This window comes from Euzebyales bacterium (assembly GCA_036374135.1).
Taxonomy (GTDB): domain Bacteria; phylum Actinomycetota; class Nitriliruptoria; order Euzebyales; family JAHELV01; genus JAHELV01.
Genome location: DASUUK010000074.1, coordinates 91005 through 103157, shown reverse-complemented (window position 1 = coordinate 103157; position 12153 = coordinate 91005). Strand labels below are relative to the sequence as shown.

9 protein-coding genes are annotated in these 12153 nt (G+C 71.8%); 7 read left to right on the top strand and 2 right to left on the bottom strand.

Annotated features, from left to right (window positions below):
- Window positions 1-74 precede the first annotated feature (74 nt).
- Window positions 75-557, top strand: a complete 483-nt coding sequence (locus VFZ70_12820) for a hypothetical protein (GenBank protein HEX6256679.1) — start codon at window positions 75-77, stop codon at window positions 555-557.
- Here VFZ70_12820 and VFZ70_12815 read toward each other — a convergent pair.
- Window positions 554-1732 carry a trypsin-like peptidase domain-containing protein gene (locus VFZ70_12815; protein HEX6256678.1) on the bottom strand — a complete coding sequence of 393 codons (1179 nt, stop codon included), beginning with the start codon at window positions 1730-1732 and terminating at the stop codon, window positions 554-556. The genes VFZ70_12820 and VFZ70_12815 overlap by 4 nt on opposite strands.
- A gap of 165 nt (window positions 1733-1897) precedes the next feature.
- On the opposite strand from VFZ70_12815, the gene VFZ70_12810 reads away from it, so the two are divergent.
- Window positions 1898-2632 carry a response regulator transcription factor gene (locus tag VFZ70_12810; protein ID HEX6256677.1) on the top strand — a complete coding sequence of 245 codons (735 nt, stop codon included), beginning with the start codon at window positions 1898-1900 and terminating at the stop codon, window positions 2630-2632.
- Window positions 2629-4071, top strand: coding sequence for a HAMP domain-containing sensor histidine kinase (locus tag VFZ70_12805; protein HEX6256676.1), 1443 nt, complete (start codon window positions 2629-2631; stop codon window positions 4069-4071). The genes VFZ70_12810 and VFZ70_12805 overlap by 4 nt, the downstream gene beginning before the upstream one ends.
- A 510-nt stretch (window positions 4072-4581) precedes the next feature.
- Here the strand turns inward: VFZ70_12805 and VFZ70_12800 are convergent.
- Window positions 4582-5808 (bottom strand): zinc-dependent metalloprotease, encoded by a 1227-nt coding sequence (locus VFZ70_12800; protein HEX6256675.1) that lies wholly within the window; start codon window positions 5806-5808, stop codon window positions 4582-4584.
- A gap of 90 nt (window positions 5809-5898) precedes the next feature.
- On the opposite strand from VFZ70_12800, the gene VFZ70_12795 reads away from it, so the two are divergent.
- The 4 genes from VFZ70_12795 (at window position 5899) to VFZ70_12780 (ending at window position 12097) form a co-directional block, all read left to right on the top strand.
- On the top strand, window positions 5899-6999 hold the full coding sequence (locus tag VFZ70_12795; protein ID HEX6256674.1) for an NAD-dependent epimerase/dehydratase family protein: 1101 nt from the start codon (window positions 5899-5901) through the stop codon (window positions 6997-6999).
- A 136-nt stretch (window positions 7000-7135) separates the two neighbouring features.
- On the top strand, window positions 7136-7564 hold the full coding sequence (locus VFZ70_12790) for a molybdenum cofactor biosynthesis protein MoaE (protein ID HEX6256673.1): 429 nt from the start codon (window positions 7136-7138) through the stop codon (window positions 7562-7564).
- A 229-nt stretch (window positions 7565-7793) separates the two neighbouring features.
- Window positions 7794-9113: a DivIVA domain-containing protein gene (locus VFZ70_12785; protein HEX6256672.1), complete on the top strand. Its 1320-nt coding sequence runs from the start codon at window positions 7794-7796 to the stop codon at window positions 9111-9113.
- Window positions 9113-12097: a UPF0182 family protein gene (locus VFZ70_12780; GenBank protein HEX6256671.1), complete on the top strand. Its 2985-nt coding sequence runs from the start codon at window positions 9113-9115 to the stop codon at window positions 12095-12097. Before VFZ70_12785 ends, VFZ70_12780 begins: the two co-directional genes overlap by 1 nt.
- Window positions 12098-12153 lie beyond the last annotated feature (56 nt).

The window sequence follows — 12153 nt, the reverse complement described above, 5'->3', positions numbered from 1 at the left end:
GTGCTCTTTCGCCTGGTGCGGTGCCCAAGCATGCCAGTTCACGGCGCGCCTGGCCGCGCGTCTACGCTGGGGGCATGCGAAAGACGGTGCGACTGTTCTCCACGGTGGGTCCCGCCGCACGGCTGGGCACCGCGATCGCGTCACTGCCGGTCTCGGTGCAACGTGCGCTCGCGGAGGTCGCGGAGCGGACCGACCTCGCCCTGGTCGCCGGGTCGTGGAGTGACGACGACGGCGGATGTCTCGTCGCCAACGTCGTACGCAGCACTGCGCCGTCACACAGCAGCGCCGACCGCACGCTCGACCTGCGCATGCTCGACGCCTTCCCGCAGATGTCGAGCCGTGACCTGAACCTGTTGATCGTCGCGTGGGACGAGGCGGCGGCGCAGGCGGTCGCGGCGAGCGACGACGACCTGCGGTCGTTGCTGCGCAGCGGGTTGGCGTGGGCCGGCGTCGAGCTGGTCGAGACACGACAGGCAGCGGATGTGACCGCGCCGCCGCCAGGGGGCAGTGGCGGCGGCGCGGTCGTCGGTGTGCGGGTGACCGGATCCGCCCGCTAGTTCGTCACGTCGTTGCGTTCGCCGAGCGTCACTGTGACCTCGAGGCGCTCGCCGTCGCGGACGAGGCCGAGGGTGACCTGGTCACCGGGCTGGCGGACCTGGATGCGGCTGCTCAGGCCGAGCATCGAGTCGACCGACTCGCCGTTGAGCGACACGATCACATCCTCGGCCTGCAGGCCGGCGTCGTCGGCCGCGCTGCCGGGCGTGACCTCGGCGATCACCGCGCCCTCGGGCACGCCGAATGCCTCGGCGGCCTCGGGCGACACCGGTTGGCCGGCGATGCCGAGGAAGCCGGGCCGGACCGAGCCGCCCTCGATCAGCTGATCGGCCAGCGCCGTCACGCTCGTCGACGGGATCGCGAAGCCGACGCCCGAGCTGGTCCCCGATCCCGACAGGATCGCGGTGTTGATGCCGACGATCCGACCCCGGTCGTCCACCAGCGCGCCGCCCGAATTGCCGGGGTTGATGGCGGCGTCGGTCTGGATGAGCATGCCGAGTTGTTCGTCGCCACCGATCAGCTCGCGGTCCAGGGCGCTGACCACACCGGCGGTCACGGTGGCGTCCAGGCCGAAGGGCGAGCCGATGGCCACCGCGGTGCTGCCGATCTCGGGTGCATCGGTCGCGAACGTCGCCGCCGGCAGATCGGTGTCGTCGATCTTGAGCACGGCCAGATCGCTGATCGGCGGTCCGGCGGTGCCGACGACCTCGGCGTCGCGCCGGCGTCCGTCGGCGAGCACCACCTGGACCTGCGGCGCCCCCTCGACCACGTGGTTGTTGGTCACGAGGTAGCCGTCAGAGCGGTAGATCACTGCCGAGCCGCCGCCCTGGCCGACGATGACTTGTGCCACCGACGGCAGCACCGTCCGTGCGATCTCCGGCACAGGTGACGGCGCGTCGAGCACAGCGGGCGCGTCGTCCGCGGGCGCGTCGTCTGCCTGGACGTCGGCGACCGGTTCGGGCTGCTGCTGTGGCTCGGCGGCGCGGCGTCCAGCCGGATAGGCGAGCGCCGCGGCGATGAGCGCGGTCACGACGACGAGCAGCAGCGTCGTGGGCCGGCGACGGCGCGGCGGCGGAGGCGGCGGCAGCGTGGGCGGCCGCTGGTCGGTCGGGTCCCCGGTCGACGGCCGATGCGACTCGATCGGCTGCGTGGATTCGACTGAGGTGTAGTCCGTCATAGCTATGCGGCTCCTCGCGGGCTGTCGTGACAGGTGGCGCTCCAGAGGTACAGGTCCAACGCTAGGAGGGCAGTCCCAACGCCGTAGTGTGGAGTCGCAAAGATCCGGTAAAGTCGACCGGGAGATCCGGTCGGGCCGACGCGCGCGGCGCAGGGACTGGCGAACATGGATCGAGGAACTGGACGGGCACCGTCCATTCTGTTGGTCGAGGACGACGATGGCATCGCCCGACCGCTTGTTGCGGCGCTGCGCGGCAGCGGGTACGACGTGACGCGGGTGAGCTCCGGCCAACAGGCGCTGGCCAACGCGGCCGGCGTGGACGCCGTGGTCCTCGATCTCGGGCTGCCCGACCTCGACGGCGTCGAGGTGTGCCGCAGGCTCCGTCGCCGGGCGCCGCAGGCGCGGGTGCTGATGCTCACCGCCCGCACCACCGAGGCCGACGTCGTGGTCGGTCTCGACGCCGGCGCCGACGACTACGTGACCAAGCCGTTCCGCCTCGCCGAGCTGCTGGCGCGGCTGCGGGCGCTGCTCCGCCGCGGGGCCGAGGCGATGCCCGCCGAGCGCTCGATGCTCGTCGCGCAGGACGTCCGGGTCGATCCCGCCGCCCGCCGGGCGTGGCGCGCCGACGACGAGCTGGAGCTGACCCCCAAGGAGTTCGACGTGCTGCGGCTGCTGGTCGAGCACGCGGGACGGGTCGTGTCCCGCGAGCAGTTGCTGCGCGACGTGTGGGAGACGACCTGGGGTGGCTCGTCGAAGACCGTCGACATGCACCTGTCATGGCTGCGCCGCAAGCTCGGCGACGCGGCCAGTGCGCCGCGCTACATCACGACCGTGCGCGGCATCGGGTTCCGCTTCGAGAACGACGCAGACGATCCCCCGCAGTCGGAACCCGTCGCGTGACGGGCGCCGTCGCGCCGCGCGACGACGCGGCCCCCGATCGGGTCCGGGCCTCGCGTTCGTCGTCGACCGCGGCACGTGAGGCCAGCGGCATCCGCGACCGGCTCGTCCGGTTGATGCTCGTCGCCGTGGGCGTCGCGGTGCTCCTGCTCGGACTGCCACTGGCGGTGGTCGCCCGCCAGTGGGTCTACAGCCAGGAGATCACGGCGCTGGCACAGCGCGCCGAGCAGCTCGCCGACGTGCTCGACGTCGCCGACGATCCGGCGGAGCTGACGGGCCGCGTCGGAATGGTCGCCCGCGTGCTCGACGCCCGCGTCACCGTCCTCGATCTGGGTGGTCGGGCCGTGCGTGACTCCAGCGGCGTCGCGCCGGGCACCGTGTTCGACGACCGTCCGGTCCGTGCGACACGGCCCGGCTCGCCGGCGGGTGAGCGCATCGGCAACGCCCTGGTCGTCGCTGTCGTCGCGCGGGTCAACGCCACGCCGGTGATCGTCCGCGTGGCCGCCCCGGCCGATGCGGCGGCGGCGCGCGTGAGCAGTGCCTGGCTGGTGATCGTCGTGCTGGGCGGCACGGCGTTGACCGTGGGTGCTGCGCTGGCATCGTGGCGGGCACGCCAGCTGGCCAGGCCCCTGGAGGCCGTCGCCGACTCCGCCCGCCGGCTGGGCGAGGGCGACTTCGGGGGCCACGCGGCGCGTAGCGACATCGCCGAGATCGACCGCATCGCCGCGTCGCTCGACGCGACGGCGGCCCGGCTGCGGAGCGCGCTCGAGCGCAGCGCGTCGCTGTCGGCCGACGCGTCGCACCAGCTGCGGACACCGTTGACTGCGCTGCGGCTCAACCTCGAAGCGCTGGCGGCCGAGCTCGGTACCCCGAGCGCCTCCCTGGCTGCGGCGGACGCCGAGGTCGACCGGCTCGAGGCCACACTCGACGAGTTGCTGGCGCTGGCCGACGCTGGCGTCCGTGCCTCGGTCGTCGACCTGCGGGCGCTGACGATGGAGCGGCTCGACGCGTGGCGCACGATCGCTGATGCCGCCGGACGTGCGGTGCGCGTGACCCGCACCGCTGTCCCGCTGGTGCGCGTGCGACCGGCCGCGGTCGGGCAGGCGTTGCAGGTCCTGCTCGACAACGCGCTCACTCATGGTCGTGGCGACGTGACCGTCTGGCTCGAACCCGTCCGGCGGGGCGAACGGACGTGGGTGCGGTTGTGCGTCGGCGACGAGGGGCCGGGACCGACCGTGGACGACCTCGCCGACGGGGGTGGCCGCGGGCTGCCGCTGGCACGGGCACTGATCGAGGCAGAGGGGGGCCGGCTCGTGCTCGACGGGGGTCATGACGTTCCCCCTACCGCTTCGCTGCATGAGGGGCGGGGCAACCGCGTGTGCCTCGTCGTCCCGGCTGTGGATGACGGCGGTGCCGAAGCTGTGGACGACGCCGCGACGTGAGATGCCAAACGGCCCTGTGAGACTGGCTCGCAACCCCTTCCCCTTGGGCTGCGGACCGATCATCACGAGGGCCGAATGGAACGGCAACGACAGTACGGCGCGGATGCGCGGTTCGTCAACCTGGTTATCCACAGGCCAGTCCACAGGTTGTGGATGTTCGATTCGAGGCGCTGGGCAAACCGTCAGCGGGCTGGGGACAACTTCTGTGGACAACCTGTGGATGTCTCGTTGTTCGACACCCGTTAACCGTGCTGAGCAGCGAAAACGCCGACACCTGGACGCCGCCGCGAAAAACTTCGGAAATGGCCGACGGGTGACCGGATCGAACACCGCAGCGTGAACGCCGTACGCACGGCTGGTGACGGCGTGCGCCCGCCATCCGGTGCGACCGCACCCTGCCGGGGCGGGGGCGAGCGGAGCGAGCGGGTGGGCGGGGATCTGCGTCGATGGTCGGCGCACGTTGCACACAAGCGAGCACGCGTGGGTCGCGGTCGCCGCGCCCGGTGCCGGTCAGTCCGTGCTCGGCGGGTCCTCGCGCGGATCCTCCAGCTCGACCGCCGCCATGCGCACGAGCCACCGGCTCGGATCCGAGAAGTCATCGGTCGTGGGCAGGTGGGTGGCGTCGTCCCACACGCGGTCCAGGCCCACCTGGCCCCGCGCGGCGATGACGGCGTCGCAGAAGCTGCGTGCGTCGCGGATCTGTCGTGGCACGAGGTCGAGCCCGATCAGCTGGTGCAGCGTCTGCTCGCCGGGTCCCTGTGCCGCGCGCCGGCGGCGCATTGCCTCTTCGATGCGGGTGAGTGCACCGAGGCGGGTTCCGGCCGCCGTCCGGACCGCGAGCTCGGCGTAGGCCTCCACGAACGCCACCAGTGCCTGCAGATGGCCGAGCACCCGCTGCTGGTCCGCCGTCGGCTCGACGACGAAGTCCGAGCCGCCCAGCGCGTCGGACAGCGACTCCAGGTTGGACGGGTCGAGACCGCCGGCGCCGAGCTGGTCCATCAGGCGCTCGGGATTGAACTCGGCCGCCGTGGCGAACTCGCTGATCAGTCCTGAGAGGTGCGGCTGGAGCCACGCGACGCCGGCCCACATGCGTCTGAACATCGCCTCGCGCAGGGCCAGCCAGTAGCGCATCTCGGCCGGCTCGACGTCGTAGTCGGCGGCGAACGACTCGTGGTGGTCACCCACGGTCGCGACCGTGCGCGCGTCGATCACGGGCACACCGAGGTCGTAGGCGCCCAGCAGCTGGCCGGACAGGTTGCCCGCGATCGTGCCGATCTGGACGCCGTACATCATCGCGCCCATCGCGCCGAACGATTGCCGGATCGCGTCGGCGAACCCCGGCTGACCCTCCATCCCGCGCAGCTGCTCGGGCATGCTCTGGTGCAGCGCGTGGCCCATGCCGGCCGCGAGCGGTTCGACGAGCAGGCCGAGACCGGTGTCGGTGGCCGCGGCCGTCACCCACTCGCGTGGCGACAAGGCGCGTACCGCGCCTGCGACGGCACGCAGCCCGGTGGCCTCGTCGAGCCACAGTTCGGCCACGTGCACCGCGTCGGCGAACTCGCGCTCGTCCCGGTCGGTTCGCGGCGCGCCGGAGGCGGTGACGGACGAGGCGGTCTGCAGCGCGAGATCCCAGTTGACGGGACCACCGGTCCACGACATGACCTTGGCGAGCTCACGGAACAGTGGTACCTGCTCGAACATCCGCGGATCGAAGTTGCCGCCGAATGGATCGCTCATACGGTCATGGTAGACCGCGATCGGTGGTGTGGTGGGCCGTTCGCGTCGGCCCTCCGCGCTGGAAGACGACGAGTGACAGGTGTACGACCCATGAACGTGGCATCTGCGGACCACGACGCCCGTACGGGCGTGCGTGTGGCCGTCACGGGTGTGCGCGGCGCGACGGCGGACGCGCTGCTGGCCCGCCTGGCCGCGGACCCCGACCTCGGTCGGGTCGTCGTGGTCGACCGCGAACGCCCCGCCCGCCTGCCGGCCGGTGTGCAGTTCGTGCGCGCCGATCTGCGCGATGCGCTGCTCTCCCGGCTCTTCGCAGATGTCGACGTGGTCGTCAACGCCGTCCTGGCCGACGACGTGACACGCTTCCGTCGTGACCTGCTGGCGACGTCGGTCCAGAGCACGCGTCGCGTGCTGGATGCGGCCGACGCCGCTGGGGTCGGGGCCCTGGTGCACGTGTCGTCGGCGATGGTCTACGGCGCCGCCGAGCGCAATCGCGTGCCGCTCACCGAGCAGGAGCCGTTGCGCGCCGCCGCCCGCTTCGCGGCGGTCCAGGAGGCGCTGCACGCCGAGGAGGCGGTCCGCGCCTACGCCGGCGAGCATCCACACCGTCGGGTCGTGGTGCTGCGCCCCGTGCCGGCCATCGTGCCCGACGTCGATTCGGCGGTGACGCGTCACCTGGAGAGCCCGTTCCTGCCGATGGTGCGCGGCTTCGATCCGCCAGTGCAGTTCATCGCGGTCGACGACCTGGCCACCGCCGTGCACCTGGTCGTGCGCGACGAACGGGCTCGCGGGATCTACAACGTCGCGGCCGACGGCTGGCTGACCAGCAGCGACGTGCGGCGGATCGTCGCGCGACCGGTGCTGCGGTTGCCACGCGAGACGGCGGTGGCGGTGGCGACGGCGCTGCACCGGGCGGGACTGCTGGCGGTCCCGCCGTCGGCACTGGACTACCTGATGCACCCGTGGGTCGTGGACACCTCCCGCCTGCACGCCCTGGGATGGACTCCGACGGTCTCGCAGCGCGCGATGCTGCACCAGTTCGTCACCGAGCACCGGCGATGGCTCAGCGTCGGCCGGCTGCGTGTGCGCACCAACCGCCTGATCGCCGGCATCGCGATCGGATGGAGCGTGGTCGTGAGCGGCGCGTCATGGCTGGTGTGGCGTCGGTGGAGCGCCGGTCGGCGGGACGCGTGATCCCACGGGCGCACGTTCGGTACCGTGGGGCGATGCACGTCCACAGACGACAGGCCACGTCGAACAGCCGACCGCGGGCGATCGCACCGGATCGCCCCTGGTGCGGGTGCTGTCGGACCGACACGGGGGCCGGTCGATGACGGCCAGGATCCACACGACGATCACGCGCGATCCGCTCTCGGCCGACGCCGCCCTGACCTTCGTGGCCGATCCGCGGGCCGGAGCCGAGGTCGTGTTTTCGGGAACCGTGCGCAACCACGCGGAGGGCCGTGCGGTGTCCGGGCTGACCTACGAGGCGTTCGAGGAGCATGCGGCCGTGCGGCTGGCGGAGCTCGCCGCCGACCTGGCCGACCGCTGGCCGTCGGTCCGCGCGATCTGGATGGTCCACCGCCTGGGCGCGCTCGCGATCGGCGAACCGTCGGTCGTCGTCGGCGTCTCCGCTGATCACCGCGACGCCGCGTTCGCCGCAGCGCGGCACGGCATCGACACGCTCAAGAAGACCGTGCCCATCTGGAAGCAGGAGCACTGGGCCGACGGGGGAGCGCACTGGCCGGGCACCGACTGAGCCGGGTGGTGCCGCGACCGATGCCGACGAGGGGCGTTCGTCGTCCTGCCGCGCGACGGCCGCGACGCGGGGCGATGTCGACGTCTCCGCGGGTCGCCGCCCCGCGTGCCTCTAGACTTGCGACCCCGGAGCCTGCGGACGATCGTCGACTGCGCGCGGGCACGACGCGGACGCCAACGCACAGGGCGGCGCCGCACCACAGCGAGGGCGCACCGGCGGAGGTTGGACCGTGAGTGGGACGCGGGACTTCCCGACCGCGTTCATCGGCTACGACAGAGCGCGCGTCGCCACGTTCTGCGACGACCTCGAGGATCTCGTCGAGCGGCTTCGCGCGCGCAACGACGAGCTCGAGGTGCAGCTCGAGGAGATGCGACGCGCCAAACCCATCACTGCCGATCAGGCGTTCGAGAACGTCGCGAGGGAGACGCAGCGCATCCTGCAGGCCGCCCGGGACGCGGGCGAACGGATGGTCACGGAGGCGCGCGAGCGGGCCGAGAACGAGCTGACGATGGCGCGGCGCGAGCGCGCGCAGATCGTGGGTGACGGCTACCGCGCGCGCGACGAAATGGCCGCGGAGCTGCGACAGCTCGACAAGGCACGGTCGCGGCTGATCCGCCAGCTGCACGATGCCACCACAGAGATCGAACAGCTGCGGACGGCCCTCGACCGCACCAGGTCGACGGGCCGGGACGCGAGGTCGGCCACCGGTGGCCCCCCACGCGCGCTCACCGGCACCGACCAGGCGCCGCCGCCGGCCTCCGCCGCCGGCACCGGGCTGCGGGTCGTCCCAGGCGGCGACAGGTCCCGGCCGGCGCCCCGCCCGCTGCCGTCGCGGCACGATCGGCGGGCCGACGGCGAGGCGGGCGGCGAGAGCGATCCCACGTCCGTCCGTCGCAACCTCGCCGCGTTGCATCCGATCCTGGTCGACCGCCTGAACGGCGAGCTGGCCGCCGCGCGGGACCGCATGCGTGAGCGACTGCGTGCCGGGAACGATCCGGGTGCCGACCGCGAGCACTGGAACGCGTTCGACGCCGACGTCGTCGCGGCGGCGGGTGCGTCACAGCTGCGCCGCGCGTACGAGCTCGGCGCCCGTGCCGCCACCCGCGACGCCGTTGTGCCCGAGCCCGCGACGGTGCGTGGCGATGTCGCCGAGCCGCTGGCGCGGGTGCTGGACGAGCGGATCGGCGGACCGATCCGGCGGCTGATGACCGACGGCGACCGCATGGACGACCCGCCGTGGGTCCTGGTCGAACGGATCGACGGCATCGTGTCCGACGCCGCCGCGGCTATGGTGTCACAGGTGGCCGGGATCGAGCTGTCGAGAGCGTACGAGCGCGGCAAGCTGGCCACGTGGACGAACGGCGACATCGCGGCCCGCCGCTGGGTGGTGGAGCCCCGAGGTCACGGATCTGACGAGACCTGCCGGAAGAACGCTGAGGCCGGCGCCGTCGCCATCGCCCACGCCTTCCCGTCGGGCGAGCGCACACCGCCCCGCCACGACGGATGCACGTGCACGACGGTCGTCGCCGACGAGGAGAGCGACCCCTGATGGAACTGTTGCAGGCCCTACGACAGCGATGGTGGCTCGTCGTGGGGATCCTCCTGATCCTTGCCATCGCGCTCTCCACGCGTCTCGCGACCTTCTACACCGACGTGCTGTGGTTCCGCAGCATCGGCTTCGTGCGCGTGTTCGTGACGCTGCTGACGACGCAGTTCGGGCTCGGGCTGGTGGCCGCCGTGTTCATGACGCTGCTGCTGGCCGGCAACCTGCTGCTGGCGCGACGTCTCGCCCCCCGCTACCGCATCCCGACGCCGGCGGAGGAGAGCGTCGAGCGCTACCGGGCGCTCGTCGAGCCGATCGCTCGACCGCTGCTGCTCGTGGTCGCCGTCGTCGTGGGCGTGCTGTCGGGCCTCAACGTGGCACCGCAGTGGCCGCGCTACGTCCTGTGGGCGAACGCGACCGAGTTCGGCCAGACCGATCCGCAGTTCGGGCTGGACCTCGGCTACTTCGTGTTCGTGCTGCCCTTCCACACGCTGGTCAACTCGTGGCTGTTCACGGCGCTGGTCATCACCGTCCTCATGACGGTCGTCGCGCACTACGTGTTCGGCGGCATCCGACCGCAGGCGCAGGGGCAGCGGCTCACCCCGCAGGTCAACGTGCACCTGTCGGTGCTGCTGGCGGCCCTCGTCGCCGTGCGTGCGTGGGGGTTCTGGCTCGACCGCTACATGCTCAGCTACTCGGAGCGGGGTCAGGTCACCGGCCTGTCCTACACCGACGTCAACGCGCAGCTGCTGGCGCTGCAGCTGCTGACCATCATCGCCGCCGTCTGCGTGGTGCTGTTCCTGGTCAACGTCCGCTTCCGCGGCTGGCTGCTGCCCGCCGCGGGGGTCGGGATCCTCGTCGTGGCCGCGGTCGTGCTGGCCGGCATCTATCCGGCGATCGTCCAGCGCCTGCAGGTCGACCCCCAGGAGCTGCCGCGCGAGCGGCAGTACATCGAGCGCAACCTCGAGCTCACCCGCTTCGGGTTCGGCATCGAGCTCGACGATGTCGACTTCGAGGACTTTGCGGCGAACGATGTGCTGTCGGACCAGGCGATCGCCGACAACCGGACGACCCTGCAGTCGATCCGGCTGTGGGACCCTGCCACGCTGCAGAACACCTACCAGCAGCTGCAGGAGCTGCGCACCTACTACGACTTCCGCGACGTCGACGTCGACCGCTACGTCTTCGACGGTGAGCAGCAGCAGGTGATGCTCAGCGTGCGGGAGGTCGCCACCAGCGACCTGCCGGCGCAGGCCCGCACATGGCAGAACGAGGCACTCGTCTACACGCACGGCTACGGCGTGGTGTCGAGCGCCGTCAGCACCCGCCGGCGCGACGGACAACCGGTCTTCTTCGTCAAGGACATCCCACCGACGGGCGTGCCCGAGCTCGAGCTCGACAACCCGCGGGTGTACATCGGCGAGAACCCGCCTGCGTACTCGATCGTGGGAGCCGCCGAGGACGAGCTGGACTTCGACCTCGGGCAGGGCCAGCCGGTGGAGCGCTTCCGCTACGACGGCGCGGATGGCGTCGAGGTCGGATCGCCCCTGCGTCGCCTCGCGTTCGCACTGCGCTTCGCCGAGCCGAACATCCTGCTGTCCAGCCTGATCACCGACGAGTCGAGGATCATGTACAGGCGGCAGCTGCGCGAGCGGGTGCAGGACGTCGTGCCCTACCTCAAGCTCGACCACGACCCGTATCCGGTGGCGGTCGACGGGCGTGTCAAGTGGATCGTCGACGCGTACACGACCACCGAGTGGCTGCCGTACTCGGAGCGCACGAACCTGGCAGAGGCGACCATCGCCGAGCAGCAGCAGTTGGCCGCCGTGACCGACGAGAACGGCCAGGTGACGTTCGAGGAGCAGTCCGTGCCGACGCCGGGCCTGACCGGCACGGCCAACTACATCCGCAACCCCGTCAAGGCGGTGGTCGACGCGTACGACGGCACCGTGAAGCTCTACATCGTCGACGCCGAGGACCCCATCATCCAGGCGTGGCGCAAGGTGTTCCCCGACAGCTTCACCGACGCCGCCGAGGCCCCCGAGGAGCTGGTGTCACACTTCCGCTACCCGGAGGACATGTTCCGCGTCCAGTCGACGATGTTCGAGACGTACCACATCCGCGGGCCCGACGCCTTCTACAACAAGGACGACGCCTGGGAGATCCCGGCCGACGCGCAGTTCCAGGCGAACCAGCCCGAGGCGACCACTCCGCGGGCGATGCGACCGTACTACCTGCTGATGCGCCTGCCGGGGGAGGAGACCGAGGAGTTCGCGCTGATCCAGCCGTTCGCGCCCGAGCAGCGCGACAACCTGATCGGGTGGCTGGCCGGCCGGAGCGACGGCGAGGCGTACGGCCAGCTCAAGGCCTACCGCATGCCACCGACCAAGACGGTGTTCGGGCCCGAGCAGATCCAGGCCCGCATCAACCAGGACGATGCGATCAGCCAGCAGATCACCTTGTGGAACGAGTCCGGCTCGCGGGTGCGGTACGGCAACCTGCTGGTGATCCCGGTCGAGGACTCGCTGTTGTACGCGCAGCCGCTGTTCCTGCGGGCCGATCGGTCGGAGATCCCGGAACTGCGCCGCACCGTGCTGGTCTTCGGCGACCAGGTCGTGATGGAGGACACGCTGCAGGCGGCGCTCGAGGCGCTGTTCGGCTCGGCGGCGCCCGGCGTGGAGCTGCCGGAGGGCGCCGAGCAGCCTGTGGCCGGCGACGCCGGTGACACGGGCGACACCGGCGGCGAGGAGCAGCCGGCGACGCCGGGCCCGGGCGACGTGAGCGATCCGGCGGTCGCCGCGGCGCTGGAGCGCGCGCTCGACGCGTTCGACGCGGCGGACCGGGCGTTGGCGGAGGGAGACCTGGGCGAGTACCAGGAGCAGACCCGCCTCGCCGAGGAGGCGCTGCGTGAGGTCGAGAGCCTGCTCGGCCAGTCAGCGGCGACCGGGAACCTCAGCGACGAACCCGCCGAGACGTCCACCGAACCCTGACGGGGTCCGCCGCGCTGACGCCGGACGCGCGTCGCGTTGCGGGAGACCTCCGACGC

Bases quoted from the DNA above. Each gene is read 5' to 3' on its own strand.
- VFZ70_12820 (HEX6256679.1), top strand. From the start codon at position 75: ATGCGAAAGACGGTGCGACTGTTCTCCACGGTGGGTCCCGCCGCACGG.
- VFZ70_12815 (HEX6256678.1), bottom strand. From the start codon at position 1,732: ATGACGGACTACACCTCAGTCGAATCCACGCAGCCGATCGAGTCGCAT.
- VFZ70_12810 (HEX6256677.1), top strand. From the start codon at position 1,898: ATGGATCGAGGAACTGGACGGGCACCGTCCATTCTGTTGGTCGAGGAC.
- VFZ70_12800 (HEX6256675.1), bottom strand. From the start codon at position 5,808: ATGAGCGATCCATTCGGCGGCAACTTCGATCCGCGGATGTTCGAGCAG.
- VFZ70_12795 (HEX6256674.1), top strand. From the start codon at position 5,899: ATGAACGTGGCATCTGCGGACCACGACGCCCGTACGGGCGTGCGTGTG.
- VFZ70_12790 (HEX6256673.1), top strand. From the start codon at position 7,136: ATGACGGCCAGGATCCACACGACGATCACGCGCGATCCGCTCTCGGCC.
- VFZ70_12780 (HEX6256671.1), top strand. From the start codon at position 9,113: ATGGAACTGTTGCAGGCCCTACGACAGCGATGGTGGCTCGTCGTGGGG.